The organism is Microcoleus sp. A006_D1, assembly GCF_036702805.1.
Taxonomy (GTDB): Bacteria; Cyanobacteriota; Cyanobacteriia; order Cyanobacteriales; family Microcoleaceae; genus Microcoleus.
Genome location: NZ_JAUBVZ010000008.1, coordinates 226,805 through 253,263, shown reverse-complemented (window position 1 = coordinate 253,263; position 26,459 = coordinate 226,805). Strand labels below are relative to the sequence as shown.

Here is a 26,459-nt window from a genome sequence, read left to right as displayed (position 1 = left end):
TCTATGTCTTTTGAGCACAAATACAGTTACAATATTTGAGAATCTCAATTTAAGCAGAGAAACTGATGCCGAAAGCAATTTGGAATGGTGCCGTTTTGGCCGAGAGCGACAAGTGCGAAATGGTAGACAATAACTATTATTTCCCGGCGGATGCAATCAACCGCGAGTATTTCAAGGATAGCAGCACTAACACTACTTGCGGTTGGAAAGGTGTTGCTAGTTATTACAGTGTTGAAGTCGGTGGACAAGTTAATAAGGATGCTGCTTGGTACTATCCTACTCCGAAAGATGCTGCTAAAAATATTGCAGGATATATCGCTTTTTGGAAAGGAGTTAAGGTAGAGGCTTAGGTTTTTGCCGCAGGTTTGTTAGCCGCGATTTCGATAAGCGTCCAATCGAGGATGCAATAATGTTCATTAGTGTCAACTTTAGCTGCGAACGTACTCATAGACTTCTGTTTACCGCCGAGGCCAGATCCCCCCTAGCCCCCCGAAAGCAAGGGGGGAACAAGATTATTCTCAAAGTCCCCCTTGCTTTCGGGGGATTTAGGGGGATCTAGACTTGGATACTAATCAGAGATACAAAGGTTTTAGGCAATTGTTGACACTAAAGGGGGGGACAAGATTCTGATCAAAGTCCCCCTTTTTAAGGGGGATTTAGGGGGATCTAGACTTGGATACTAATCAGAGATACAAAGGTTTTAGGCAATTGTTGACATGAATGAACATTGTTGTGTCCCTACGGGCGATCGCAATTCCCTACAAATTTTAATCTTTTTCCCAAGCGGCGGCGGCTTCCCATCCCAAACCGCGGCGAACCACAATCGGTTCGCTTTCTGTCAAATCAAGAATGGTAGAAACTTGATATCCCGGATCGGAATCATCATCGACAATGATATCTACTAACTTCAAAAAAGAGTCAAATAGTTCAGCTTTGCCAAAGCTTTCTTCTTGTCCAGACGGCACGGGTGCTGCACCTTCATCATCAGTTGTAATATGAGCAGATGTTGAAATAATCGGATTTCCCAAAGCTTCCACAAGTGTAAAACAAAGCGGGTGCGAGGGAACGCGAATTCCTGTGGTTTTCCGTTTTGGGTTCATTACCAATTTGGGCACTAACTTGGTAGCTGGTAGCAGAAATGTGTAAGGCCCAGGAATTAAGCGCTTGATAATTCTGTATGCTTGATCGCTGACGGCAGCATACTCGGTGATATTTGACAATGAGGAACACAGGAAGGTTAAAGGCTTATCATTGGATAGTTGCTTGATCTGCCTGACTCGTTCTACCGCAGATTTAGAATTTAGATCGCAGCCGATCGCGTAAACTGTATCTGTGGGATAAAGCATCACGGCCCCATCTTTGAGAGCTTTTTTAATTTTCTCGATTCGGTCTTTCTGGGGTGCAACTGGATGGATTCCGTAAATAATTGCCATGTTAAGATATTGCAGGCTAAGTGGGCGATCGACAAATGTGCTAAAACAATCAATGTTGAAAATTAATTGCTAATAATGAATAAAATAGCTTATTTTGACTGTCCCACCGGCATTGCTGGCGATATGTGCCTCGGAGCTCTTGTACACGCGGGTGTTCCCTTAGACTACCTAATCGAAAAACTCCATTTACTAGGCATTTCGACTGAGTACCAATTGCGGGCCCAATTAGTTCACCGCAATACTCAACAAGCAACTAAATTTTATGTGGATTTAGCAGCCGATTTGCCTTTAAAATCAAACAATCCGGCTGCTGACTCCGCCCTCGATCCCTCGGAAACTGAATCGCCGACTTTCGACAGGCGCCACCACCACCAGCATCATCATGATGGGGAAGAACATTCTCACAGTCACGGCGAAGCAGATGCGGAAATTAGCCACACTCATCACCGCCATTTGCCGGAAATTGAGCAGATTATCATCGCTGCAAAATTGCCTCCGCGCGTGGAAGCGTGGAGTTTGGCGGTATTTCGCAAATTAGCAGATGCAGAGGGTGCTGTACACGGTATCCCCGCCAGTGAGGTTCACTTTCACGAGGTGGGGGCTACGGATGCACTTGTTGATATTATCGGTACTTGTTTGGGTTTGGATTGGTTGGATATTAACGAGTTTTACTTTTCGCCGATGCCGACTGGTGGGGGTACGGTGAAGGCTGCACATGGCAAGTTGGTTGTGCCCACGCCTGCTGTGATGCGGTTGTGGGAAACTCACCGAGTGCCGGTTTATAGCAATGGGATCGATCGCGAATTGTGCACTCCTACGGGTACTGCGATCGCTTGTACTCTCGCCTCCGCTTTTGGCCCGCCGCCGCCGATGCAGGTTCTGACTATTGGTTTGGGTGCGGGTTCTCGCAATCTGGCAATTCCTAATATTTTGCGCCTCTGGATTGGGGAGAAGAAGGGAAGATTAGCAACGGATTTTGTAACGGATTTAACGGATGGAAGTCAGAGGCAAGAAGTCATAGGGAAGCAGGAAGAAAATTATCGATTACCCATTGCCAATTCGCAAGAAACAGTCTGTGTTTTGGAAACGCAAATTGATGATTTGAGTCCGCAGGCGATCGGTTATGTTTTTGATGCTTTGTTTGTGGCTGGAGCTCTGGATGTGTTCACTGCGCCTATTGTGATGAAAAAGTCGCGGTTGGGGGTTTTATTAACTGTGATTTGTCATCCCGAATTTCAGGATGCTTGCGAAGCTGTGATGTTTCGGGAGACTACTACTTTGGGTATTAGGATCTCGACTCAACAGAGAACTATTTTGGATCGAGAATTCGAGAGAGTTCAAACAGAGTACGGCGAAGTGAAAATAAAAGTTGCGAAGTCGGGACAAACGATTGTTAACGTGCAGCCGGAATATGAAGATTGCGCGGAAATTGCCAGACTTAAAAATGTTAGTTGGCGCGAGGTTCATCGGTTGGCGCTGCAAAGTTGGTACGATCGCACTTAATAGACTATTCTGAAGAACAGGCAAGATGCCTGTTCCACAAAGAATTAATTTTATTGTGGGGTGGGCATCTTGCCCGCCAATCAAAGAAGACACGGCGGTTGAAACCGCGTCTATACAGACAAAACCTGCCTCCGCAGGTTGAAGATTAAAGCCGTCGGCGCGCGTCTAAAATTTGTTGTTGCAATTCCTCGAAAGCGGGCATTTTTGAGTTATGATTTTGCTCAACGAGATCCTTTATTTGGTCGATTAGCTCGATCGCCAGCGGTACGCCAAGCTGCAATTGTTCCAGGACATCCCGTTGAGCAAAAACGCCTTCGGGAGTGCCTTCTAAAATCAGTTTTCCGCGATCCATCACAAACACCCAATCAGCCCAGCGGTAGATGAAATCGAGGTCGTGACTTGCTAAAAGTATGGTGGTTCCGGCTGCGTGAATTTGTTGCAGCAAACCGATCAGTTGTCGGGTGTGGCGCGGATCGAGATAGGCGGTAGGTTCATCTAATAGCAGCAGTTTGGGCTTGAGCACCATGATATCTGCGATGGAAACGCGCTTTTTTTGTCCTAAACTGAGGTTGTGGATTGGTTCGCGAGCGAGTTCGCTTAAGTCGAATTGCTCGATCGCCTTTTCCACTTTTTCAGCAATATCAGATTCTGGCAATCCTAGATTGTACAATCCGTAGGAGATATCTTCTTCTACCGTGGAAGCGACTAATTGATGTTCGGGATTTTGAAAGACGAGTCCGATTTGTTGGCGCAGTTTCATGAGAGATTTGCGATCGTAGCGAAACGGTTCGCCTTCCCAGCGAATGATTCCCTGTTGCGGTTGGTATAAGCCATTTGCTAACAGGAAAAAGGTGGTTTTGCCGCAGCCGTTTTGACCGATCAACCCGCAGCGTTTCCCAGCAGGGATTTTCAGGCTTAAATCCTGAATTGCTACTCGCGAACCGCAGGGATATGAGTAAGAAGTGCGATCGAATTCGAGAATTGATTGAGACATATATTAGTAATTAGATAAGATAAGATAAGATAAGACGGCGAATGGAATTCGCGACTATATAAACGATGTCCGCCGGACGCCGACTGAAGAAGATAACGTAATTTTAACGGCTTTTTCTTCAACCCGCTCCCGTCGGGTTTTGTCTGTATAGACGCGGTTTCAACCGCCCGGTTTTCTTCAACCCGCTCCCGTCGGGTTTTGTCTGTATAGACGCGGTTTCAACCGCCGAGTCTTCTATTAACCGCGTTTATCTTTTTCTACCAACTGCCAAAGTTGAATCTCATAACAGAGATTCTGCTCAAAAAGTTGACTAGCCTCCAATCCTTCAACCACCAACTTCTTAAACCAGCGGCGAAATATCCAACGCAGGAATTTATGAATGGGCGGAACCGCAATCGAAATTAAATCCGCAACATAAATCATTGTGTTCAGTCCATACCTGCGGAAAGTATCGACATATAAATCAATTGTTGGTAAAATATGAGTGGAAATATCCTCAGCTTTTACTAAATTAAACCCCGCTTGCATCAATGCAGTTTCAAGCTCTTTCACAACATGACAGTTAGAAAACATTCCTTCTGTATAATTAGGATTAGAGCGCATCATATCCGCAAGCAGTACGTAGCCTCCAAGATTGAGGATAGCCGCCGCACCTTTAGCTATATCGATAGCAGACATATACTGGCTACTTTCGCTAAAGAGAACTAAATCGTAGGAGTGGGTGGCTTGGAAGTCTTCAAATTTGGTGAGGTGGAAGATGGCGCGATCGCCTGTACACTTGAGAAAGCGCTGTTGTTGGAACGGATCGGGCGCGAGCCCTTCGACTGCAAAAGCGCGATCGAGCAAATAAGCCGCATTTCCCCCAATCCCGCATCCTACGTCCAGCACCGTCTTGACTTCTTTGGGGATAAAATCTAACAATTTATCTGTGTAAGCTTGCTGAGCGTTGCGCAGGCGCGCGATCGTGAGTTCATCAGCAGGCACAGGCAGAGTCTTCCAATAGCCGTAATGAAGATAGGGCGAATCTGTCAGCCCCAAATAGTAATTCAGCGCTGCGTTTTGGTAGCGAGTTACTTTGGAAATAGAAATTGATGTTTGCTTCGACATGGGGAGAATTGGATAAAATTGAGGATTTCCGGGAGGGTTAAAATTCTTCCCAGTGCTTGCATATATGTTAATAGCACTGAATGGCATAAATTGCCAAGTTTTGCCACAAAATCCAAAATTTCCTTGTCATTCGCGATCGACAAACCGACAACAACAGCAGATCAATTGTAAAAATACTGAACTAACCATCATCTATACCTCGCAGATGAAAACAACAGGTAAACAAATCGGCGGGCATCCTGACTCAGAGATTTAACTATCCTAGTATTATCTCATTACAGTTGCGGGACAGCGCCGGATTTTCACCGAACTTTCCCCCTTGCGTCTGATGGCTGTTCTCCATCAGAGCCGATCGATCTGCCGAGATATTAGCACTATTTTAGATCTTTCACAAAATACTGATTCTGCTGGGGCGATCGCCTATTTCCCCTCACTGTTCATGATTCTTTCATTTTCCCCGATTCTGTGATAAATTTAAAAAATGAAAAGATTATGAAAATTAGCGATAGTCGATCGGGCTGTCTGCCGTAATCTGTGGCAAATTTAGCTAGCATTTTGGAATATATGCGAAAAAATAGTCAAATTCTCCCCTCATCTCCCTCTTTCCCCTTCTCCCTCCTCTCCCCTCCCGTTTGGAAAAAGTATCAAATAGTTGGATTGGGGTTGTTGCTGGGAGTGTGCGTCAGCGGCTGCAACACTCAGACGACGGTAGAGCCTCAAACCAATCAAAATCGAGCTTCTAGCCCAACCGCCACCGATTCGACCCGAAAAGACAAAAAAGTCATTCTTACCACCTTTACCGTGTTGGCAGACATGGCGCAGAATGTCGCTGGTGACAAGGTAACTGTTGAATCCATCACAAAGCCTGGGGCGGAAATTCACGGCTATGAAGTCACTCCTAGCGACTTAAAACGAGGGCAAGGTGCTAGTCTAATTTTGGATAACGGATTGAATTTGGAACGCTGGGCAACTCGGTTTTATAACAGTTTTCCCAAAGTTACTCGCATTACTGTGAGTGAAGGAATTAAACCGATTAATATTGCCGAAGACTCCTATAAAGGCAAACCGAATCCTCATGCTTGGATGTCCCCTAAAAATGCTTTAATTTACGTTAAAAATATTCGCCAAGCTTTATCAAATGTCGATCCATCTAATGCTGCAACCTATGAAGCAAATTCGACAAAATACAGTGATGAAATTCGGGCGATTGATGAAAGGCTCAAACAAGCTATCTCAGCGATTCCGCCAGAAAAACGCTACATAGTTAGTTGCGAAGGCGCATTTTCTTACATTGCCCGTGATTACGGACTAAAGGAAGTTTATATTTGGCCTGTTAATGCCGAACAACAATCTACACCGAAACAAGTTGAGAGAGTGATTAATACAGTCAAAGCAAACAAAATACCGGCTGTATTTTGTGAGAGTACCGTCAACAACGAAGCACAGCTTCAGGTAGCAAAGGAAACAGGCGCAAAATTTGCTGGGGTGTTTTATGTCGATTCCCTATCTCCATCCGAAGGGCCCGCATCAACCTACCTTAAGATGCTTGAATATAATGTCAATACTTTGATAAAAGGTTTACAAGGAAATTAAAGGAGAAACTGGTATGGATGGAATCAGTGTCGATATTGAAAATGTGACGGTTGCCTATCATGGCAAAGTCGCCTTGCATAGCGCCTCGCTGCAACTCAAAGCGGGGACAATTTGCGGTTTGGTGGGGATGAATGGTGCGGGAAAATCGACGCTGTTCAAGGTGATGATGGGGCTGGTGAAGCCGACTACTGGACGAATTTTGATGAATGGATTGCCGATTCGTCAAGTCCAAAAAAGCAATTTGGTAGCTTATGTACCTCAGTCGGAGGAGGTAGATTGGAATTTTCCGGTGAATGTTTCTGATGTGGTGATGATGGGGCGCTACGGCTACATGAATCTGTTGCGGATTCCTCGATCGATCGACAAACAAGCGGTGCGAGAAAGCTTGGAAAGGGTGGAAATGTGGCCAATGCGCGATCGGCAAATCGGAGAATTATCCGGCGGACAAAAGAAACGCACTTTTTTTGCGCGGGCTTTGGCGCAACAAGCAACGGTTTTGCTGCTGGATGAACCCTTTGCCGGAGTTGATATCAAAACTGAGAAAATGATGATTGATTTGCTAATGGAATTGCGGCAAACAGGGCATACAATTCTCGTTTCAACTCACGATTTAGACTCTATTACTACGTTTTGCGACCAAGTTGTATTAATTAATCGCAGCATTCTCGCCTATGGTAACACCTCGGATGTGTTTACCGAGGAAAATCTCTCTCGTACCTTTGGTGGTGCGATCGGCGATTTATCTTTGGCCAAAAATCGTTTAACTCAAGTCGATCGGGAGGAGCAATAATGGACTTAATTCAGTGGTTTGCCGCACCGTTGCAGTATGAATTTATGGTGAAGGCGATTTTAGTCAGCGCCTTAGTAGGGGTTGTTTGTTCGGCGCTTTCGTGCTATATGACTTTGAAGGGATGGGCATTGATGGGTGATGCAGTTTCTCATGCGGTGATGCCGGGGGTTGTGATTGCTTATGTGCTGAATATTCCTTTGGCGGTGGGGGCGTTTGTGTTTGGTGTGGGATCGGTAATTGCGATCGGCTTTATCAAAGCAAAAACTCGCGTTAAAGAAGATACAGTGATTGGTTTAGTGTTTACCGGATTTTTTGCCTTTGGTTTAGTGTTAATTTCTAAAATCAGAAGTTCGATCGACTTGACGCATATTTTGTTTGGCAATGTCTTAGGGATTTCGGATTCGGATATTGTTCAAACTGTGATTATTAGTGTCATTACCATAGTGACGCTGGCAGTTTTACGCAAAGATTTAATTCTGTTTTGTTTTGATTCGACTCACGCGCGATCGATCGGTTTAAATATCACTTTTCTATATTACGTTTTGCTATCTTTGCTATCACTGACAGCAGTTGCCGGACTTCAGACAGTCGGCATTATTTTAGTAGTAGCAATGTTGGTAACTCCGGGAGCAACCGCCTACTTGTTGAGCGATAATTTTGACCACATGATGCTAATTGCGATGGCTTCTGGCGTATTTTCTAGCGTCATGGGAACTTATATCAGCTATCACATTGATGGTTCGACGGGCGGATGTATTGTTGTGCTGCAAACGCTGCTGTTTGTGTTGGCGATGGTTTTTGCCCCGAAATATGGTTTGTTGGTTAGAACTAGGGACTCAGGGGCGATCGATTAATCAGACTGGGCGATTTAAACCGCTCCTATACAAACCAAATCCGCCTCGATATTTAAGCCGGATTTGGTATAACATCCAACTCAATATTTTCATACAAATCTGCCACCACAAATTCTACAGGAATAGAGGTTAATGCAACTCGATCGCCCGCGCAGCTATATTCCGAAAAAATCCACTTATTATTCGCTTCAGTTTTAGAATATTGCTGCACCTGTAGCCGATATTGGTCTATCAATAAATACTCCTGAAAACTAGGAATACTCCGATAAGCCGCAAACTTATCATCGCGATCGTAAGCTTTGGTACTTTTAGAAAGCACTTCCGCAATCAGCACAGGATTAGTAATTGTATCCGTGCGTCCCAATTGTAACTCGATCGGGCGCGCTACTACCATCACATCAGGGTAAGTATAGTTATTAAACAGGGGAATCCAAAGCCGTTGGTTCGAGATAAAAGTATGATAGGATTTCCCTCGCAATGCCAGTCTCAGTAGCAACATTAAACTTCCTGCAAGTTCATTATGATTTAGTGTGCTACCTGCCATCAGAACTATCTCCCCATTGATAAATTCATGTCGCTCTTCTGAATTGATCTCCAATTCTAGATATTCCTCAGCCGTGTAGGTTTTTGTTTCAACTTGCGCGATCATACACAACGGTCTCCTTTAATCGACTGATTCCAGTTTATCATAAAGTTTCAGCATTGACTAAAAACTTCAAGAGAGGACTTCTGTCCTCTCTTAAAGATTGGACAGATCAACTTAAATATCGGAGAATTCACCAAATAGCGAATCAAGATCGTCCTCTGCAAGAGCCTCAGATTTAGCAACTGGTAAATGATTCGGAGACTCCGGTAACTCAGGCGATTTCACTGATACGGAATTAACCTTTGCTACAGATAATTCAGCCACAGATTCCACAAGAATAGGCTCCGATTTATGTCCGTTGAGTACAGGTATTTTTTCTGCTTTGTCTCCATTTTTGGTGGTTTCATTCCGCATGAATGTTGCCATCAAACCGTCAAGCAAACCGCCACCGCCACCGCTACCGTTGACTGCGACATCGGGAACGACGCGAACGCTACCATCTGCGATCGCCTGAATAGCTTGCAACATCGTGTAACTCTCAATCCCCAGAGCGCTGACACCAACTTGATAAGCATCGGCTTTTGCTTCTCCCATCAAGCGAATTCCTTGTGCTTCACCGCTGGCGTGTTCGATCGCAGCGCTAGCAGTCAATTGGGCAATTTTCACGCCTTGTTCTGCGGCCACCACCTCATGTTGAATATTGGCGATCGCAGTTGCACGCACCAATTCTTGACGCTGGGACTCTGAATTGCGCTGTGCTTCGTAGGTTTTCTCCTGTTCCTGGGCAATTTTGCGATCGGTCAACGTTTGCATTAACTCCGCTGGTGGCGAAATCAAACCAATCAGGGTATCAACCGCTTGCACATCATAGGCGCGCAATGCCTGACGCACGTGTTCTGCTGCCTCTGCTTGCCGCACGCTGCGGGCAATCAAAAAATCGAGTATGGTATATTCTTGAGCAGAATTGCGGAAGTAATTACCCACAATTGGACGCAGCACTTGGTCAATTAGATTCTGCATTGAACCTTGCCGCGAAATCACTCTCGGTGCATCTAATGTGCCGACATGAATGATTTGAAAAATTTCTAATTCAAAGCCAAATCCGTCAAAAGAAAGCAATTTCATGGCACTTAACTTGGAGTCGTAGCCGTGTTCTCCACTAAACCGTGATGTGAAGTTCAAAACTACATCGGTTGTGGGAACAAGTTCTACTTTCATCACTTTTGTATTGACGGGATGTTTGCCTGGATACAGCGGTTCTACCCACACACCTTTATTGCCTTTGGTGACGAGATTGCCGTGAGTAAAAGCCTCCCCACTTACGTCTTTCTGCGATTCCCCCACGAAGGAAATTACTACGCCTACATAACCGATCGGCACTTCGGTCATCTTTACCTGTTCAACTTGCACAAACCAGGGATTGAGGTTCCACGAACCGGATAGAATTATCTGTTCTTGCAAGCCCCTGCTCCCGCCACCTTTGATGAAAGATTGCGCTTTTTGGAAATTGTTGTGACCGGGAATTATGGGGCCGGCAATTTCACCTTCATTAATGGGAACGCCATCTAGTATGGTCACAATTCCCACACGCTCTGGAGCAAGTTTGTATACTTCAAACTCCCACGGTTCCATACCCTTTTGAGCGGCATTGGCTGAAGTTATAACCTCAAATATAGCTGTATTGATCCGATAAGTACCCGTTGTGATTATGGCTAGCTGCCGTCCTTTTTCTCCGCCGTTGGTGAGGAATTTGCGGGCATTTTGAAAATTGTCGCAATCGACGACTGTACCTAAAATGCGATCGGGAGGAATTGTTGCTCCGTCATTGGCAATAATTAAACCGATTTCATCTTGAGGGACGATAACAACTGGTTCTTTTTTAATGCTATATTGCCACGGAAAATAACCAAAATGCCAGCCGGGAGGCAGGGTATCTGCTTGCAAACCTCCTTCGCCATCGAGGGCAATTAATCTACTGGATGGCAAGTTTTTGCTGGAGAATTTCTTGGTGACAATTCCTACTTCTCGTTCGCCGATCGCAATTAACCCTAAAATCCAGCCAATTTTAGGTACGAAGATAAAAAATACTAGAAGTCCTCCGATGGGATAGATCCACATGGGGATGCCAATTCCTTCAGCCGGCGCGACTTGGACTTGTTGGGCTTGGGGTGGTGGCGGATTGGTTTGGGCGGATGCTGGTGGGGCGATCGCGCCTGCTGCTGCGATCGTTGTTGCTAAGGATACTGTTAGGGGTAAAAGTTTGCGAAACCAACGTGCTAATTTAGTCATGTTTTTCTACCTGCTTTAATCTAAGATGTACAGAAGAGTTGTTATCTACGATCAGTATTCAACTAATTTCTTTGAACGTCAATTCATAAAGTTCATTGATTTAGTTCATAAAAGTCATATTTGGAATATGATTTTGTAGGGAGTGCGATCGGTTTATCTCAAAATCAAGCAAATTCGGACACGGCAATGCCGTTTCCCTACCCTAAAATAATCAATCTTCCTCGATTAAAAATGTAACCATCGCCCGATTATTTGTAGGGAAACGGCACTGCCGTCTCCTGAACTTGGGTGATATCAATATATCAACGGGTGCTCAGAAACCGGGTTTTTTGCAACAATACTTCGCTACAGCCCACAGATTAAGTAAAAACCCGGTTTCTTTGATTGTGATGCGTAAGTCGCGTTGATATTAACCACCACCGCCACCGCCACCACCGCCACCGCCACCGCCACCGCCGCCACCGCCACCGCCACCACCGCCACCACCACCGCCACCACCACCGTCATAGCCGCCACCGCCACTGTCATTGCTCAAAATTCCCATTACTACTTCATACTTGTGATGGTAAGAGCAGTTTCGACATTTGCAGGTAACTTCCTTCTTTCCTGCACTGGTATATGTAGGCTTAAACAAAACTTTATAAGTCCGTTTGAGTTTGAGTGTTTGGCACTCAGGGCAGCGTCGCTTTTCGATTTCCTCTTTCCTTACTATTACAATCATTAAAATGGGAATACCAAAAAAAAACAAAGCACACAAAATTAAAAAAGCGGAGTTATAAAACACTATTGCTTCCGAAGAAGATTGAGATCGAGGTAGATTGAGAACTTGTTGCCAACGAGGTTGAGGTAGATTTAGAATTGCCTGGGGAAATGCGATTTGCACTTCTAATTCTTGTTCCGGTAGAACAGGCTTACTTGCCACAAATTCATAGGTTTTAGCATCTACTTGACTAGGGATAGCTGGCGTACCATAATTCGTAAACGATAGAACTTTACCTGACAAAGATTCTGGTAATTTTACTCTAACCTTTGCAGCATTAATCGGGGCTTTGCGACCTGATGAAATGGCTTTCCAATAAACTTGAGTATCCTGGCCATCTAGCTGCAATCCGCCTAATACGCGATATTTCAGGACAAAAGTATGTGATTCTGGCGCTTTTAATTGATGTTGCCAACGAATCCAAAGTTGATTGTTTTCATCAATCCCAGTTGTACTGGCAATTATTTGATTATTTTCGGCAACTGTCACATCTTTAATTTCATCGACTTTGCCTAAAGGAATGTAGCGATATCGTTCAGTGTTGTAGTCGGCTGTGAATACATATTTTTGTGTTTCGGTGACTAACATATCTCCGTTTGTCTGAACGTCGATAATGACATCGATATTTTCCCAGTAGAAGGGTAGTTGTTGGGCGGCTACATGAGTTACTGTGACCAGAAATATGGTCAATAAGGTGGTGAAGAAATAAAGTATTTTTTTGAGTTGCCGTTTATTCATAATATGATTCCTACTGAACAGCTATTGATTACTATTATTCAATAGGTTTCTTGTCAGGTCAATTCATAAAATTCATTGGTTTAGTTCATAAAAGTCATATTGATAAGATGAGACAGATGAGACGGCGGTTGAAACCGCGTCTACATAAACGATGTCCGAGATGAGACGGCGGTTGAAACCGCGTCTACACAAACAATGTCCGCCTCCGCGGACTCAAGAAAATAAGATGGTTTTAACCGCCGATTCTTTAACCTGCGGAGGCAGGTTTTGTCTGTATAGACGCGGTTTTAACCGCCGATTCTGTATAGATGCGGTTTCAACCGCCGATTCTTCTTAAAATACTTACTAGGGTTAAAACCGTGCAGCCAAACACGGCTTCAAATGTATATCTGCGCGAAGGTTTGTAAGGGTTGGAATTCCAAACGCGCAGTTCTCCATTGAAGCCGCGCGAGGCTAAACTTAGCGAAACTTGACGATAGTTTTCCAAAGTTCGTTGCAGCAATTGCCCGATCAAAATGCCTAAACTGTGCATTCCTAATTTCCAAGTGCGGTAGCCGCAGCGGGAGTTTTGGGCGATCCAAATTTCATCTGCGATCGCCAATAAGCTAAAAATAAAGCGATACATTAGTAATAGCAGTTCTGTGACTAACTCTGGACACCTTAATTTTCGGAGAATCTGCAAGATTTCGGTAAAAGGTACTGTCAACAGGATGAAGTACATACAGCTTGTCGATGCGAAGGCGCGGGCAAATAGCAAGCTCACTTGATATACTCCAGTACGACTCACATAGAGATAAAAAGTGCCGATGCTAATCCCCCAACCTTGCCAAATATCCCACTGAATTGCTGGAATTCGATCGCCCGCAACCGCACTCATCGCCAAAGCAGGCAAACTCGTCAGCAAAAACATCAACGGTAGCGACAGCAACCGCAGATAGAGTTTCGCCGGAATTCCCGCATAAATCACGATCCAGACTGTCAACCAAAGGCCGATCGACAACTGCACCGCTACATGGGAAACTAGAGACAGGATTAATAGGGCGATCGCAAAAGATAGCTTGTGAGTTGGCGGCAACCCCCGCAAACGATTTGTATAAGCCAGACTATCAATCTGATGGTTCATTCCGAGGATTTGCGATCGGAATTCTGCCGAGATTGCGATCGGCCTTTATACAACCCAATCACGTACCCAACTACGCCAGCCCCTATTGCCGCTTGAGACGCAAACAATAGACTAGCAATTTCTCCGCTAGCAGGCTCAACTAAGTGATTGAACCAAGGCTTATAATCCGGTTGAATTTCGGTAATTGCTTTCTTAGCTTGGTCATCGGAACCGCCGTATTCACCCCGCACAAAAACGAGAGGAATAACAGCAAGAACAACTACAGCGCCCGCCAATAACCAATTTTGCCGCGAAGTAGCTTGCTGATTTGTAGGTTTTTGATTCACAGTTTATGACTCCTGTCTCAATAATTTCAAAGTTTCCAACTCCGGCTTTCCGTAAGAATGCAGCCAATTCCAGACCAATACAGTCAGCAATCCCTCACTAATAGCCAGAGGTACTTGAGTGATTGCAAAGATGCCAGCAAACTTGAGAAACGAAGCCATAAAACCGCCGCTTGCTGCCGGGAAAGCTAACGCTAATTGAATCGAAGTCGTCACATAAGTCAGCAAATCTGCCAAAGCCACCGCACAAAAAATTGCCGCCCGCTGGCTACCAGTTCGCAACAGCAAATGATAGATAAAATACGCAGCAAAAGGGCCGACAATCGCCATCGAAAACATATTCGCGCCCAGCGTTGTCAAGCCACCGTGGGCTAACAGTAACGTTTGAAATAACAGCACTAAAGCCCCCAGTACAGCCATCACCGAAGGGCCGAACAAAATCGCACCCAAACCAGTTCCCGTCGGGTGAGAACAACTGCCAGTTACCGAGGGAATCTTTAAAGCAGAAAGCACAAAAGTAAACGCACCCGCCAAAGCTAACAGCAGTTTAAGTTCCGGGTGTTCTTTTGTGATAAGGGCGATCGATCGCAAACCCAACACAAAAAAAGGCAACGCCACCATCCACCAAAACACAGCCCATTGCACAGGCAAAAAACCTTCCGAAATGTGCATAGCTGCGGCAGGCGTTGCCGATGCTAGGACAATATAACAACTCAAGCCAGCCATCAATCCCAGGCTGACTAATTTCCGATTTCTGGCCTTCATGCTGAACCTCGCAGATGAGACAATTTAAACCAACACATCGGCGGGCATCCTGACTCAGAAAGCGACACGACTTTCATTACAGTTGCGGGACAGCGCCGGACTTGCACCGAACTTTCCCCCTTTCCTCTAACGGCTGTTCCCCATTAGAACCGACTGCTTAGACATAGTTTAGTCGATCGCGTAATTCTCAGCCGATATTTTACAAAAATTATTTCAAATTAAGTAACTCAAGATTACCTATATCTTGCTTTTCTTCCTTTTCTTACTTAGCGTCTTTGCGATCCATAAAAACCTTAACCAAATACAAAAAAATACCCAACAACTAAATGCTATAATATTAATGAGTTTTGAGAAAAACCGCCATGTTAGATTACAACTTTCCCAAACACTGGCCCTCAGCCGACGAACTACCAGACTCAGATGAAACACCAGTGGATAACGAACTGCAAGAACTAATACCAGGATTGCTAAAAGCAATATTGCTCATAATTTGGGCCGAACGTATGGACTGGTTTTTTGGCATAGATATGGCTATTTACCATCACCTCAAAAAACCTGTCATTGTGCCAGATGCTTTCTTAAGTTTAGGAGTAAGACGGTTTTACGATGAAGAATTGCGTCCCAGTTACGTGCTGTGGGAGGAAAAAGTGATGCCAACTTTTGTCCTCGAAGTTGTTTCCCCGACTTCTCGCAAAGAATACACCGCCAAGTTGGAAGAATATCAAAGGTTAGGCGTACTTTATTACGTCATTTATTCTTCTCGCCGCCGACGTAAACCCCGCTTGGAAGTATATAAGTTAGTCAATGGTTCCTATGACTTACAGCCAGGAAATCTAGTTTGGATGCCAGAAATTGGTTTGGGAATTGGCTGTGAAAGGGGAAATTATTCTGGGGTGACGAGGGAGTGGTTGTATTGGTATGATGCTGATGGTAAACGCTATCTGACTCCTGAAGAACAGTTGAAAGAATCAGCGCAACGTCTCCAACAGGAATTCCAGCGCGCACAACAGGAAGCCCAGCGTGCACAACAGGAATCCCAACGTGCACAACAGGAATCCCAACGTGCCGATCGACTAGCTGAACGATTGCGCGAGTTGGGAATAGATCCAGATAATCTTACCTGATTGCCGAATATTTGGGATTTTGCAGGGGTAATTCCGCTGTGTTTGCCCCTCTCCTTCTGTCCACAAGAGTGGTCTAATATCAAAGTTATAATCTTAGTATTTTTTGAGGAAAGCAGCCATGTTAGATGACGAATTGCCGACGCACTCACCATCACCAGAAGAACGACAAAACTTCTATCAACCACCTGCGGATAACGAACTTAAAGAATTAATTCCAGGATTACTAAAAGCAATATTGCTCATAATTTGGGCAGAACGCATGGACTGGTTTTTGGGTTTGCATATGGGTATTTACCAAGACTCAGACCAAGAGTACATCATGCCAGATGCTTTCTTGAGTTTAGATATAGAACGGTTTTATGATGAAGAATTGCGTCCCAATTACCTGTTATGGGATGAAAATATCATACCAAGTTTTGTCCTCGAATTGCTTTCGGCTACTTATCACCAAAAACATACCGGAAAGTGGGAAAAATATAAAGATTTAGGCATACTTTATTACGTGGTTTATTCTTCCCGCCGCCGTTACGATCCCCGTTTTGAAGTATATAAGTTGGTCAATGGTTGCTATGAGTTACAGCCAGGAAATCCTGTTTGGATGCCAGAAATTGGTTTGGGAATTGGTTGTGAAAGGGGGAATTATTCTGGGGTGACAAGGGAATGGTTGTATTGGTATGATGCCGATGGAAAACGTTATTTGACTCCTGAAGAACAGGTGAAAGAATCAGCGCAACGTCTGCAACAGGAATCGCAACGTGCCGATCGCCTAGCTCAGCGATTGCGACAGTTGGGGATAGATCCTGATAATATAACCTAATTGCAGTCAAGAGTACGACACAGACGCACTCTGCGGGCGATCGCCAACCAGATTTTTCAACTTGCGCGATCGCCCCCAACCGATAATCTTCCGGAAAAACCCCGTTTCTGCGTCCAGGAATATGTGAATATTTATCATAAAAATCAGGAAAGATGCGACCTTATTTGGAACAAACAGACAGTTTGACGGCAAAAATTGAGATGCAGATCGAAAAAATGGCGATCGGGAGAGGTAATTAAATAATGCTGATGAATCTGCGTTCTTACGATATCATCTGCTTTGGTGATGAAGTTCCAGGAGTTCTAGCCGTTATCTCAGCAGCACGAGAATACCGTCGCCGGACAAAGCTTTATCCGCGAGTTTTGCTGATGTCTAAAGGAAGCTTGCAAGAAGGAATTGGCGGGCATTTAGTCAGAGGAGGCTTGGCTTATTTAGATAGAAGTCAGGTAAGTCAAGAACTGCAACAATCTTTAAATTTAGATACCTTCGGTTCACCGCCGACAATCTATAAAGAATTCCTGCAAAAATCTGGTGTCAGCGCGATCGCCCTTGACCCCAGCAAAGCCAGCGCAGCCATGAAAGCAATGCTGGTACAAGCAGGAGTCGCACTCCTGAGCAAAGTAGAAATTAAATCAATCAATAAAGAAGGCAAAAAAATTACTAGCATAATTACCTCAAAAGAGACAGTTTATGTAGCAAAACAATTTATTGATGCCACTGTCAATGGCGAATTAGCTCAAGCGGCAGGTGTGCGAAAGCTGAATGGATTTGAAACCTTTGGTTTGCCTAACTCAGAACTTCCAGTCACCCTAGTTTTTGAAACCCAAGGACTTAGTGTCAGAAGACTAAAAGAACTCGATTATATTTATCTAAAACGCTTCACAAACCTTGCCGATTCTGAGGCTCAAAAATTTTTGCTGTCCGCTGCGGGGAAAGATGCCAAACTAGCAGAAGAACTCCGGCGGGAAATGCTCGACACCAGAGGCAATCTCAAAACTCTGTGGGCGGGCAACGATTACATCGATGTGCGATCGCCTGCGCTGTCTGTAGCATACCACTCTTTTAGAGGAACAAAGCTATCTTTTCCTCAAACCGGCGTAATTTTAGATGAGGGAAATATAGCAATACTTCCAAATGAAAGACTTTCGTGGAATGCCCTGTTATTTGCAGTCACCGCTAGCGAAGCAGAAGCCTTAGCGAGAAACGGGAGCAAACCCACAGCTAATATGCAAAAAGAGATGTTATTTGTGGCAACTTGGCTGAGGAGTTTGGGGGCTACTTCTGTTACTTCTGCCTCAGAACTTTATATCAGACACGCCGGGAATGTGACGGGAGTTGTAGAACCTTTAACAGGCGCACAAATGCTGTTAGGTGGCGTACCTGCTAATGAGGCACTGGCAACATTTAGCTATCATTTTGATGTCCGCGGAGGCATCCCGGGTATTGGCGAGAAAGCAAACAGTCGAGGGTGGTTTAAAAGTCTGAGTTTTAAACAGCCTATCTTGAATGTTGGCATCCGCCACGCATTAATTAAAAACGTTCCTAACCTGGCAGTGGTGAGTCCGTGCTCTGGATTTGAAGGGTTTGCCTCTTCTGTGGGCCGAATTGTGGAATTTAACGCTGCGGTTGGTCAAGGTGTCGGTATAGCTGCCGTTAATGCCATTCTCAATAACAAAAATTTAGCCGATGTATCTAACCGAGAAGTGAGACAAGTTCTCGCCGAAACAGGTCAGTTACCTAGAATTTTTGGAGTTGCAAACAATGCTGATGGAATGCTATTGGCGCAATTCGAGACTCTTGTCGGTGCCGATGCTATTGCGTAATATCAAGGTTCGTAGTGAGGACTTTAGTCCTTATAAAAATCAGAGAACTTGCATATCTCACTAGACAAAAAAACAATAATGAGGACGGGCTAGAAGCCCATCCCACACAATTTTTCTTCTTGTGGGATGGGCTTCTAGCCCGTCCCTAAAATTTGATTAAAAGAACTTTTGCAAGAGGTCTACTACAAACCGATAACAATCAACCCTTAATTCTTCGGCGGGCACTTCGGATGACTCCCCCCTTGCAAACAAATGTAAGCAATTTGACTTTGATCTAAATTCTTAGCCTCGGCAAAATTAACTCCTTGGAATCGACCCGATTTACTACCGGCCGGACTTTGAATAAATTGCTCCGAAGCCGCCTTCCCCAGAAACACAGCCCCTTGAAAATTCGCTCCCGCTAAATTCGCGCCCCTAAAATCAACCGAACTCACGTCTGCATTCCGCAAATTAGCATCTTGCAACCGAGCATCTTTAAAATTCGCGTTGGCGAGTTTAGCCGAACTCAAATCGGCGTTTTGTAAGTTGGCGCCGCTCAAATCTGCACCGGACAAATCAGCACCTTGCCATTCCGATTTAGACAAATTTGTCAAGGACAACTGAGTGCCTTGAGCCTTCACTTTGCCCAAACGTGCACCTGACAAATTCGCTCCCGAAAAATTCGCGCTTCCTATATCTGCCCCGGTAAAACTTGCCTCTTTTAAGATTGCTTGCTGCAAAGAAGCCCCAATTAAAAGAGCACTGCTAAAATTAGCTCCATTCAAGTTTCCGCTTGAAAAATTAGCTTTGTTCAGGACAGCGCGCACAAAACTGGTGCGGTTCATTACTGCACTGTTCAAAGATGCTCCGGTTAAATTTGCTCCTTCAAAATTAGCGCCGCTCAAGTCAGCAATCCAATCGTCAAATGTACCCGGACGCCTGTCTTCGCCGGTGCCGTAAAAGCGAGTTCCCTGCAAGCTGGCATTGGTTAAATTGGTGTTTCTCAGCTTAATTCCTGACAAGTCAACTTTGTCTAATACTAAAGTAAACTGACCTGGGCCAGCCGGACTTTGCCCTAAATCTGTGCGGCTCAAATCCGCGCCGTTGAGCTGGCTGCTATACACTGTGAGAATTTTGCCGATCGCCCTTTGCACTGTTCTCTGACGGGCGGCCGCTAACTCGCGTTCCGGGGCCTTCCCCCCGTAGCGCAGGGATTCGAGGTCGTTGCTGAGAGCTTGGTTCAACCGCTGCAACTCAGGCAAAGCTTTCGGCCCGGTACTGACTAAAGCTTGCTGGATCGCGTCCAGCATCGGGCGGCTGTCTTCTTGGGCCAGCAAATCGGCTAACAGCGGTACGGCGCGGGAGTCTTCCACCGCCCCCAAAGCCAAAATAGCCGATCGCCTCCCCGATGTTCCGTTAGCCGAAGTCGGAGACAATTTATTCACTAAAGCCACAAATAATTCGTCATTCCGCTGCCGAGAATCCCGCAAATTTGCTTGACTTTGAGTGTAGATCAAAGTGCCAACAAACAAACTTAAAATCAATCCCGCGCTGCCAATAATAACTATTACTAAAGTTGTGCCTGGGTGTTGGCGAATCCAATTCCACAAACTGGGATCTTCTTTCACGTCGGTTTCCGGAGTCAAAACCAAAGCTGCAATCTGCGCGTCTTCCTCAGTCCATTCTTGACTTTTGACAGGATTGGCAGATAATTCGATCGATCGAGCATTGACAACCAAAGTATTCGCGAGGCGATCGTGCCCCGATTGCCGCTTGTAACGCAATCCAAACGCGCCATCTGCGAGCACGGCCAAGGCGCTTAGCCCCCCTAAAATGATTAAATCCGGAAACGCGCCACTCAAGCGCCAAATGCCGTAAGCGACGCCCAGAGGCACTCCCCAGCGTCCGAAACTTTCGCGAATTAGCACTCGCCGAAAACCCGGAGGAATACCCGACGCTGTGACGACTTTCACCCCGAACCAGCGTTTGGGGAGAGTTTGACCGGTTCTGGCGAGCAAAAACAATTGCCACGCGGCTAAAACTGTCGGTGCCAGCAGCGCCCCAGACCAGAATAGATTAGTTAGGGGTGCGACTCTGGGGTTGCGATCGCGCACGGGGATAGCCAAAACACGGGCGACAGTTTCGGATGCTGCTGCTACCGAGGGATTGAGTGGCACGGTTTGAGTTTCCTTGTTAACCAATGCCCCGATGCTGAAGGGAACGAGGACGCTGGCTGCAATTAACGAAATTTCAACGGCCCAAGCGCCGCACCGGCGAACCAGCAGTGGCATTTGCTGGGATTGTGTCTGCCAAGACGGATCGGGTTGATTGATATCACCGGGTGCGGTTGGGCTAGCCATATTTATAATTTCCTATTTTTAGTCGTTAGTTGGAGGAATCAGGAGCAATTGCCAATTTGTACGCTATGTAGATTAGCACTCCCAGAACGGCAAGAGTCATCAGCGCAGAAATTAGTTGTACGATGCTATTGAAGACTGTCAGGACAACGATCGCTCCAACGGCAAAGACTGCTACCTGTCCCGGTTTGGGGAGTCTTTGAAACTTGTCCAGAAACTGATTGTAGAAGGTTCCGACGGCTTGATAGCTGTTTGGATTTTGTTGGATGAGGGGCGATCGCTCTAGTTTAGCTTTTAGTTCTCCGATCGCCTGCTGCCAATTGAAGTTATTTTGAGGATTCATAAAAAAATTCAGTAGTTAGTTTAGATTAATGTGTTTGGAACCGCAATTATCGTCTACCGTCAAAGAACTAGGACTAAATGGCATTGTGTGAGTGAGGAAATATGAAGATACACTGTGCGGGCGATCGCAGCAAAAGCAAACCGTGGTTTAGTGCGATCGTGACCCTAGCCTTGGGAATGATTTTAGCGGATGCTGGAGCCCTTCGGAGCCAACCGCTGCAAATTGCTCCGGGATTTCCCGAACCGCTGAACGTTTCGGGAGTCTCCGGCGGCCCGAACAATAGCGGCGACTGCGGTTTTGTGGCCCAAGGGCCGAACCACGTCATCGAAGTAACGCAGGATTTACCTTACTGGCGGATTGCGGTACAAACTGCGGGATCTCCGAGTTTGATGATTCAGGGGCCGAGGGGGCGTTTCTGCGTCCTACCGGCGAATGCTGCTGCGGGAAATGTAGAATTTTCCGGTTATGGGGACAAGGGAACTTATGTTATTTTTGTGGGCGATCGATCTCAAGGTCAACACCCTTACTCTCTGTCTATTTCCCAAAAGCGCAATTAACAGTACAACGAGATTAGGGCGTTTGCTGTCAGAAAAATCGGGATTTGCGATCGTGAAAAAGCCAAATTTATGACAGCAAGTGCGTCAAAGACTAGACTTAAATTGCATAAGTCTTTGATCGATCAGCAAACCGCAGATTTTAGGCAGATTAACGCAGATTAACGCAGATAATTTCCCGATAATCTAGGACTCTTGCAATCTTGTCTACTAGGGATTTGCGATCAATTTTGTATTTGCTCTCTAACCCACTTACGAAACAATCGGAGAGTTTGACTCGTGCCCGCTGTTTGACTTTGTTCGCAATACTGAGAAATAGCTTCAATAATTGGCAGATTGGGAAATGTCGGACTTATTTCCGATTCAACATATTTCCCATCTTCAAGCACATTAATCAGAAGCCTTTTATTTTCATAGCGCCAGATTTCAGGGACTCCCAGCGCCTCGTAAGCGTCCAGTTGAGTTTTGGAAGTTAAATCGACTTCAATTGCTAAATCCGGCGGTGGATCGACAGTTAAGTCGATGCGCTTTTTGTTAATCATTAGAGCGTAATTCTGGATATAAAAACATTCATCAGGTTCAATTCCTTGTAACATACTTTTTCGTTTAAAAGTCGTCGAACCAAATGGTTCAAAGTCTATTTCAAGTTCCTCAAACAAAATTTTCACTAAATAGCCAATAATGATTTTAGCTTTTTCGTGTTCTGGTAGCGGCATCCTAATCTCCAAAGTTCCTTGACTGTAAGCTATTCTAGAGCCACGGTGTTCTCCAAACTCCTCTAAAATCGCTTCAAATTCCTGCCAGTTAACATCGTTTAACAGCAGTCTATGTCCTGGGGGTACACTGATTTGTCTCAATTGCAGCGTTACCATTTCAACCTCCGATTTATGTAAGTTTATTGTAACTAAATACGATTTAGATCAGATAGGACGTACGGTTGAAACCGCGTCTACAAAAAATTTCGTCCGAATTCAGAAGGTGTAAAGAAAACAACCTAATTCCATTCGCCCTTTCTTTCTTCTTTCTTCAACCCCTCTGATCTCGGGTTTTGTCTGTGTAGGCGCGAATTCCATTCGCCCTTTCTTTCTTCTTTCTTCAACCCCTCTGAGCTCGGGTTTTGTCTGTGTAGGCGCGAATTCTATTCGCCCGATTTTCTACTCAACGATTTTTTGCTGTTTATAAAGTTCCTTAAACTTGCGCTGCTGCTCGTTGTGGTCTACGATCGGATCGGGATAATGAAGCAGCCGCCGTTCTAAAGGCGAAATATTTCCTGTTAGCAAAACTTTAGTATCTACTCGGCGCAATTCGGGAACCCACTGCCGAATATATTCCCCTTCCGGGTCAAATTTTTGAGCTTGACTGGCGGGATTGAATATTCGCAAAGGTTTCTGATCCATGCCACTCGATGCGCTCCACTGCCAGCCACCATTGTTAGCAGAAAGGTCGCCGTCTATCAAGTTTTGCATGAAGTATTTTTCGCCCCACTGCCAGTTAATAATTAAATCTTTGGTGAGAAAACTAGCGACTATCATGCGACAGCGATTGTGCATCCAACCAGTCTGATTTAACTGCCGCATTGCCGCATCGATAATCGGATAACCTGTTTTGCCCCTACACCAAGCTTGAAACAGCTTTTCATCGTTCTCCCAAGGAAAGTCTTTGAATGCTTTACGATACGGCCCGTCTGCTAATTCTGGGAAGTTATACATGGCGTGTTGGTAAAATTCCCGCCACGCTATTTCCTGCTGCCAAGTGCGGATGCTTGTGCAGGCTTCTTCGCTGCGGCAAGTATCCATTACTATCTGGGTAGCTTGCCAAACAGTGCGGATGCCTATTGCACCAAATTTGAGAGCGGCACTGAGTTGGGATGTGCCGTTATTTGCGGGGAAATTGCGCTGTTCTTGATATTGGTAAATTGCCCGATCGCAAAATTCTTCTAATTTCGATCGCGCTGCATCTTCTCCGGGTTCTATTACTAACGGATTTTCCCAAATAAATCCCAAACTAAAGGCAGTTGGCAGTGTTTCCATGGCACCTGCTTGGTTGGCGATTGCTTGTTCTTCTGCGGTTAATCCAGTCATTAATTCCAGATCAGTTATCGGCAGTGTCTCTACAGGTTGGGCTTTCGGTTTGCTGTTCCATTTTTTCCAAAACGGGGTATAAACTGTGTAGGGTTGTCCTGTCCCGCTGCGAATTTCATCCGGCGCGTGCAGGATTTGATCCCAGCAATTTTGAACGTTAATTCCTGCTTGTAGGAGGGCGTTTGATACGGATGTATCGCGTTTTTGTGCATAGGGTTCTACATCCCAGTTCCAAAAGACTGCTTGAGCATTTATCGCTGTTGCTAACTTTGGTATTCCCAAAATCGGGTCATCTTGAATTATCAGTAATTGGCTGCCAAATTCGACGTAACGCGAGGAGAGTTTTTGCAAGCAGCCGATCATGTAGGTGACTCTGGCTGGCGCTACATCGTCGAGATTTAGGATGTTGCGATCCAGACAAAAAATTCCGACTACTTTCGGGCTTTGCTGGCGCGCTGCCGCCAATCCGATGTTGTCAGAAATACGCAAGTCGCGGCGGTGCCAAAATAAAATTAAATCAGACATTTTTTTATATTTTAACTTCTTACAGTTCCCGTAGGGTGAGCATTGCCCACCTTACTAATATACCTTAAGTAAGGTGCGGATTCCGCACCCTACAGATAGATTGTTTGCGTCCAAGACTGTTTGCTTAAGTTAAAAATGGACGCGCCAAGAAAAAGCTAGAAATTGATTTCGCGTCAATTGGTTCGCCAGCTAAGATCGCTTTTTCTAATTCTTCGGGAGTGAATAAGACTGTTTCCATGTCTTCATCATCGTCTTGTGCTGGGGGCTTTTCCAATTTTTCCAAATCTTGTGCTAAAAAAGCATAAATTATTTCATCGGAATAACCGGGGGCGAGCATGAATTTGCCTAATTCCCGCCATTTTCCGGCGCGATATCCGGTTTCTTCTTCGATTTCGCGTTTGATAGTTTCGGCGGGGCTTTCATTGATTTCGACAGTACCTGCGGGAAATTCTAAAATCCTCCCTTTGGCGGCGAAGCGGTATTGTCGCACCAAGACGAGTTTGCCTTCGGGGGTGACAGGAACCGCCAGTGCTCCGCCGGGGTGGCGAATACATTCCCATTCGCCTTCGGAACCGTTGGGAAGGCGGAGGGTAGCTACGTCAAAGTTAAATTTGCGCCCTTTGTAGAACAAGCGCTGTTTGAGGAGTTGGGGTAGTTCTTGACCGATCGACATAAGCGAGAATCGAATAATGTTTGATGGCACCGATTTAAGACATCATAGGCGATCGCAGCCCGGAATTTTGCTCAATTTCTACACTTTCATTTTTTCCACTCCTGAACAGTTTACCGTTTGCAGGATTTTGCCGATCGCACTTTTGGTCACTGGATGCACCCAATCCGGGGCAATTTCTGCTAAAGGTACTAATACAAAAGCTCTTTCGGTCATCCGGGGATGAGGTAAAGTCAGTGTCGGAGTGTCTAGGATTAAATCATTGTACAGCAGCAAATCTAGGTCGAGGGTTCTCGCCCCCCATTTTTCTCGGCGAATCCGATTAAATTTTATTTCAATTTCTAATAAAGCTGCCAGCAATTGTTCTGGTTCTAGTGCAACTTCTAGGATGGCACAGGCATTGATATAATCGGGTTGCGGCGGCCCGACGGGGGCAGTTTGATACCAGCTAGAATGGGATTTTACGGTGATTTCCGGGGTGTTGTTGAGAGTTGCGATCGCACTTTTGAGTGTGGCGAGGGAGTCGCCTAAGTTGCTACCGAGGGCGATCGCGCATTTTATTAATTTCATTGGTAATTGGTAATTGGTAATTGGTAATTGGTAATTGGTAATTGGTAATTAATTTTTCAGTAACGCGGGGGCGGGTTTATCGATTTCCTTCGCTACCCAAAACGCTTCAGGTGAAACCCGCCACTACAAGCCCTATTTTCGGCCGAATCTGATTATACAGAATAATAATTTAATCAAACCTTAATTTGGGATTAATTTTTATTTATTACACTTGACAAGTGTCAGTATTTAGTCTAAAAAAAAATGAATTTGCATCGGCGCTTATTTTCAGGCCTTATTTTAGTAACGGTCTTTTTTGCCGCAAGTATGTCAGTATCTTTCGCAGAAACCAAGGAAAGCTATCTTACCCTAGATTCGGACGGCAGTCAATCTTTTGCGAGTTTAGTGCAGCAGGCGGAAGATTTAGCCGCATTGTCGATCGCCCGCGAGTTTCAACAAAATCCGGCATTAACAGAAGTTACGATCGTCATTACAGCCGATCGCAGCCGGCTAAGAGTTCCGGTTTTGCGATCGAGAGTATCCCGCAGCCAGTGGCAGAAAGATTCGAGAATCGAACAGTGGACTAGATATTTTGCGGATTCTAAATTGCTGCTGGGATTCATAGATCCCAATATTTCACCCGCCAATTCCGGCCAACCGCAAAGGATTAATGTACCAGCGCCTAGTCGATCGGCATCCCGACAAAACGATCCGGCTTTTCGAGATGATTAGCTTTTAAACTCGTAGGGGCGGGTTTAGCGAAAAAACTCCAGTTATAG

Annotated in this window: 25 protein-coding genes and 2 riboswitches; of the genes, 10 read left to right on the top strand and 15 right to left on the bottom strand. The window is 45.2% G+C overall.

Annotated features, from left to right (window positions below):
• Positions 1-65: 65 nt before the first annotated feature.
• The gene (locus tag QUB68_RS17115) at positions 66-350 is read left to right on the top strand and encodes a DUF427 domain-containing protein (RefSeq protein WP_332994628.1); all 285 of its coding nucleotides are present in this window, start codon (positions 66-68) and stop codon (positions 348-350) included.
• 417 nt (positions 351-767) lie between these two features.
• Here QUB68_RS17115 and QUB68_RS17110 read toward each other — a convergent pair whose 3' ends face one another.
• The gene (locus tag QUB68_RS17110) at positions 768-1,433 is read right to left on the bottom strand and encodes an L-threonylcarbamoyladenylate synthase (RefSeq protein WP_332994626.1); all 666 of its coding nucleotides are present in this window, start codon (positions 1,431-1,433) and stop codon (positions 768-770) included.
• 75 nt (positions 1,434-1,508) lie between these two features.
• Between QUB68_RS17110 and larC the strand changes: the two genes are divergently transcribed.
• Positions 1,509-2,936, top strand: a complete 1,428-nt coding sequence (gene larC / locus QUB68_RS17105) for a nickel pincer cofactor biosynthesis protein LarC (protein ID WP_332994623.1) — start codon at positions 1,509-1,511, stop codon at positions 2,934-2,936.
• A 145-nt stretch (positions 2,937-3,081) separates the two neighbouring features.
• Here the strand turns inward: larC and QUB68_RS17100 are convergent, their stop codons facing one another.
• Both QUB68_RS17100 and QUB68_RS17095 read right to left on the bottom strand, forming a co-directional pair.
• On the bottom strand, positions 3,082-3,930 hold the full coding sequence (locus tag QUB68_RS17100; protein ID WP_332994621.1) for an energy-coupling factor ABC transporter ATP-binding protein: 849 nt from the start codon (positions 3,928-3,930) through the stop codon (positions 3,082-3,084).
• A 237-nt stretch (positions 3,931-4,167) separates the two neighbouring features.
• Complete coding sequence (locus tag QUB68_RS17095; RefSeq protein ID WP_332994618.1) at positions 4,168-5,124, bottom strand: class I SAM-dependent methyltransferase; 957 nt, start codon at positions 5,122-5,124, stop codon at positions 4,168-4,170.
• 125 nt (positions 5,125-5,249) lie between these two features.
• Positions 5,250-5,405, bottom strand: a riboswitch (cobalamin riboswitch).
• 166 nt (positions 5,406-5,571) lie between these two features.
• On the opposite strand from QUB68_RS17095, the gene QUB68_RS17090 reads away from it, so the two are divergent.
• The 3 genes from QUB68_RS17090 to QUB68_RS17080 are packed head-to-tail and all read left to right on the top strand — an operon-like array spanning position 5,572 to position 8,274.
• Entirely contained in the window at positions 5,572-6,630 is a 1,059-nt protein-coding gene (locus tag QUB68_RS17090; RefSeq protein WP_332994616.1) for a metal ABC transporter substrate-binding protein, read from the top strand.
• Positions 6,631-6,643: 13 nt separating this feature from the next.
• A complete protein-coding gene (locus tag QUB68_RS17085) occupies positions 6,644-7,420 on the top strand; it encodes a metal ABC transporter ATP-binding protein (protein ID WP_332994615.1) in 777 nt (258 codons plus the stop codon).
• A complete protein-coding gene (locus QUB68_RS17080; RefSeq protein WP_332994613.1) occupies positions 7,420-8,274 on the top strand; it encodes a metal ABC transporter permease in 855 nt (284 codons plus the stop codon). Before QUB68_RS17085 ends, QUB68_RS17080 begins: the two co-directional genes overlap by 1 nt.
• A 52-nt stretch (positions 8,275-8,326) precedes the next feature.
• Here QUB68_RS17080 and QUB68_RS17075 read toward each other — a convergent pair whose 3' ends face one another.
• The 6 genes from QUB68_RS17075 to QUB68_RS17050 all read right to left on the bottom strand — a co-directional run bounded on the left by QUB68_RS17075 (position 8,327) and on the right by QUB68_RS17050 (position 14,858).
• Positions 8,327-8,923: a Uma2 family endonuclease gene (locus QUB68_RS17075; RefSeq protein ID WP_332994610.1), complete on the bottom strand. Its 597-nt coding sequence runs from the start codon at positions 8,921-8,923 to the stop codon at positions 8,327-8,329.
• 111 nt (positions 8,924-9,034) lie between these two features.
• Positions 9,035-11,149 carry an SPFH domain-containing protein gene (locus QUB68_RS17070; protein WP_332994608.1) on the bottom strand — a complete coding sequence of 705 codons (2,115 nt, stop codon included), beginning with the start codon at positions 11,147-11,149 and terminating at the stop codon, positions 9,035-9,037.
• Between the two features lie 409 nt (positions 11,150-11,558).
• A complete protein-coding gene (locus QUB68_RS17065; RefSeq protein WP_332994606.1) occupies positions 11,559-12,647 on the bottom strand; it encodes a DUF2207 domain-containing protein in 1,089 nt (362 codons plus the stop codon).
• A gap of 316 nt (positions 12,648-12,963) precedes the next feature.
• Positions 12,964-13,770 (bottom strand): cobalt ECF transporter T component CbiQ, encoded by an 807-nt coding sequence (cbiQ, locus tag QUB68_RS17060; RefSeq protein WP_332994605.1) that lies wholly within the window; start codon positions 13,768-13,770, stop codon positions 12,964-12,966.
• Positions 13,767-14,096, bottom strand: a complete 330-nt coding sequence (locus tag QUB68_RS17055) for an energy-coupling factor ABC transporter substrate-binding protein (protein WP_332994602.1) — start codon at positions 14,094-14,096, stop codon at positions 13,767-13,769. Before QUB68_RS17055 ends, cbiQ begins: the two co-directional genes overlap by 4 nt.
• Positions 14,097-14,099: 3 nt before the next feature.
• Complete coding sequence (locus tag QUB68_RS17050; RefSeq protein WP_332994600.1) at positions 14,100-14,858, bottom strand: energy-coupling factor ABC transporter permease; 759 nt, start codon at positions 14,856-14,858, stop codon at positions 14,100-14,102.
• Positions 14,859-14,880: 22 nt separating this feature from the next.
• A riboswitch (cobalamin riboswitch) is annotated at positions 14,881-15,027 on the bottom strand.
• A 193-nt stretch (positions 15,028-15,220) separates the two neighbouring features.
• On the opposite strand from QUB68_RS17050, the gene QUB68_RS17045 reads away from it, so the two are divergent.
• The 3 genes from QUB68_RS17045 (at position 15,221) to QUB68_RS17035 (ending at position 18,622) form a co-directional block, all read left to right on the top strand.
• Positions 15,221-15,982: a Uma2 family endonuclease gene (locus tag QUB68_RS17045; RefSeq protein ID WP_332994598.1), complete on the top strand. Its 762-nt coding sequence runs from the start codon at positions 15,221-15,223 to the stop codon at positions 15,980-15,982.
• Positions 15,983-16,100: 118 nt separating this feature from the next.
• A complete protein-coding gene (locus QUB68_RS17040; protein ID WP_332994596.1) occupies positions 16,101-16,799 on the top strand; it encodes a Uma2 family endonuclease in 699 nt (232 codons plus the stop codon).
• Positions 16,800-17,041: 242 nt separating this feature from the next.
• Entirely contained in the window at positions 17,042-18,622 is a 1,581-nt protein-coding gene (locus tag QUB68_RS17035; RefSeq protein WP_332994594.1) for an FAD-dependent oxidoreductase, read from the top strand.
• 206 nt (positions 18,623-18,828) lie between these two features.
• Here the strand turns inward: QUB68_RS17035 and QUB68_RS17030 are convergent, their stop codons facing one another.
• Together QUB68_RS17030 and QUB68_RS17025 are read right to left on the bottom strand one after the other, a co-directional pair.
• Positions 18,829-20,961, bottom strand: a complete 2,133-nt coding sequence (locus tag QUB68_RS17030) for a pentapeptide repeat-containing protein (RefSeq protein ID WP_332994591.1) — start codon at positions 20,959-20,961, stop codon at positions 18,829-18,831.
• Between the two features lie 25 nt (positions 20,962-20,986).
• Positions 20,987-21,301, bottom strand: a complete 315-nt coding sequence (locus tag QUB68_RS17025; RefSeq protein WP_332994589.1) for a hypothetical protein — start codon at positions 21,299-21,301, stop codon at positions 20,987-20,989.
• Between the two features lie 101 nt (positions 21,302-21,402).
• Here QUB68_RS17025 and QUB68_RS17020 point away from each other — a divergent pair, with 101 nt between their 5' ends.
• Positions 21,403-21,858 (top strand): hypothetical protein, encoded by a 456-nt coding sequence (locus QUB68_RS17020; protein ID WP_332994587.1) that lies wholly within the window; start codon positions 21,403-21,405, stop codon positions 21,856-21,858.
• A 221-nt stretch (positions 21,859-22,079) separates the two neighbouring features.
• Here QUB68_RS17020 and QUB68_RS17015 read toward each other — a convergent pair whose 3' ends face one another.
• From QUB68_RS17015 to folK, 4 genes are all read right to left on the bottom strand, one after another.
• The gene (locus QUB68_RS17015) at positions 22,080-22,727 is read right to left on the bottom strand and encodes a Uma2 family endonuclease (protein ID WP_332994585.1); all 648 of its coding nucleotides are present in this window, start codon (positions 22,725-22,727) and stop codon (positions 22,080-22,082) included.
• Between the two features lie 282 nt (positions 22,728-23,009).
• On the bottom strand, positions 23,010-24,461 hold the full coding sequence (locus QUB68_RS17010; protein ID WP_332994582.1) for an FAD-binding domain-containing protein: 1,452 nt from the start codon (positions 24,459-24,461) through the stop codon (positions 23,010-23,012).
• Positions 24,462-24,585: 124 nt separating this feature from the next.
• Positions 24,586-25,134, bottom strand: coding sequence for an NUDIX hydrolase (locus tag QUB68_RS17005; protein ID WP_332994579.1), 549 nt, complete (start codon positions 25,132-25,134; stop codon positions 24,586-24,588).
• A gap of 78 nt (positions 25,135-25,212) precedes the next feature.
• Complete coding sequence (folK, locus tag QUB68_RS17000) at positions 25,213-25,701, bottom strand: 2-amino-4-hydroxy-6-hydroxymethyldihydropteridine diphosphokinase (protein ID WP_332994576.1); 489 nt, start codon at positions 25,699-25,701, stop codon at positions 25,213-25,215.
• A gap of 306 nt (positions 25,702-26,007) precedes the next feature.
• On the opposite strand from folK, the gene QUB68_RS16995 reads away from it, so the two are divergent.
• Positions 26,008-26,412: a hypothetical protein gene (locus QUB68_RS16995; protein ID WP_332994574.1), complete on the top strand. Its 405-nt coding sequence runs from the start codon at positions 26,008-26,010 to the stop codon at positions 26,410-26,412.
• Positions 26,413-26,459 lie beyond the last annotated feature (47 nt).

Coding starts and splice junctions, on each gene's coding strand:
- QUB68_RS17085 (WP_332994615.1), top strand. CDS start 6,644: ATGGATGGAATCAGTGTCGATATTGAAAATGTGACGGTTGCCTATCAT.
- folK (WP_332994576.1), bottom strand. CDS start 25,701: ATGAAATTAATAAAATGCGCGATCGCCCTCGGTAGCAACTTAGGCGAC.
- QUB68_RS17075 (WP_332994610.1), bottom strand. CDS start 8,923: ATGATCGCGCAAGTTGAAACAAAAACCTACACGGCTGAGGAATATCTA.
- larC (WP_332994623.1), top strand. CDS start 1,509: ATGAATAAAATAGCTTATTTTGACTGTCCCACCGGCATTGCTGGCGAT.
- QUB68_RS17095 (WP_332994618.1), bottom strand. CDS start 5,124: ATGCCATTCAGTGCTATTAACATATATGCAAGCACTGGGAAGAATTTT.
- QUB68_RS17020 (WP_332994587.1), top strand. CDS start 21,403: ATGAAGATACACTGTGCGGGCGATCGCAGCAAAAGCAAACCGTGGTTT.
- QUB68_RS17010 (WP_332994582.1), bottom strand. CDS start 24,461: ATGTCTGATTTAATTTTATTTTGGCACCGCCGCGACTTGCGTATTTCT.
- QUB68_RS17115 (WP_332994628.1), top strand. CDS start 66: ATGCCGAAAGCAATTTGGAATGGTGCCGTTTTGGCCGAGAGCGACAAG.
- QUB68_RS17015 (WP_332994585.1), bottom strand. CDS start 22,727: ATGGTAACGCTGCAATTGAGACAAATCAGTGTACCCCCAGGACATAGA.
- QUB68_RS17035 (WP_332994594.1), top strand. CDS start 17,042: ATGCTGATGAATCTGCGTTCTTACGATATCATCTGCTTTGGTGATGAA.
- QUB68_RS17080 (WP_332994613.1), top strand. CDS start 7,420: ATGGACTTAATTCAGTGGTTTGCCGCACCGTTGCAGTATGAATTTATG.
- QUB68_RS17100 (WP_332994621.1), bottom strand. CDS start 3,930: ATGTCTCAATCAATTCTCGAATTCGATCGCACTTCTTACTCATATCCC.
- QUB68_RS17050 (WP_332994600.1), bottom strand. CDS start 14,858: ATGAAGGCCAGAAATCGGAAATTAGTCAGCCTGGGATTGATGGCTGGC.
- QUB68_RS17065 (WP_332994606.1), bottom strand. CDS start 12,647: ATGAATAAACGGCAACTCAAAAAAATACTTTATTTCTTCACCACCTTA.
- QUB68_RS17040 (WP_332994596.1), top strand. CDS start 16,101: ATGTTAGATGACGAATTGCCGACGCACTCACCATCACCAGAAGAACGA.
- QUB68_RS17045 (WP_332994598.1), top strand. CDS start 15,221: ATGTTAGATTACAACTTTCCCAAACACTGGCCCTCAGCCGACGAACTA.
- cbiQ (WP_332994605.1), bottom strand. CDS start 13,770: ATGAACCATCAGATTGATAGTCTGGCTTATACAAATCGTTTGCGGGGG.
- QUB68_RS17025 (WP_332994589.1), bottom strand. CDS start 21,301: ATGAATCCTCAAAATAACTTCAATTGGCAGCAGGCGATCGGAGAACTA.
- QUB68_RS16995 (WP_332994574.1), top strand. CDS start 26,008: ATGTCAGTATCTTTCGCAGAAACCAAGGAAAGCTATCTTACCCTAGAT.
- QUB68_RS17110 (WP_332994626.1), bottom strand. CDS start 1,433: ATGGCAATTATTTACGGAATCCATCCAGTTGCACCCCAGAAAGACCGA.
- QUB68_RS17005 (WP_332994579.1), bottom strand. CDS start 25,134: ATGTCGATCGGTCAAGAACTACCCCAACTCCTCAAACAGCGCTTGTTC.
- QUB68_RS17070 (WP_332994608.1), bottom strand. CDS start 11,149: ATGACTAAATTAGCACGTTGGTTTCGCAAACTTTTACCCCTAACAGTA.
- QUB68_RS17030 (WP_332994591.1), bottom strand. CDS start 20,961: ATGGCTAGCCCAACCGCACCCGGTGATATCAATCAACCCGATCCGTCT.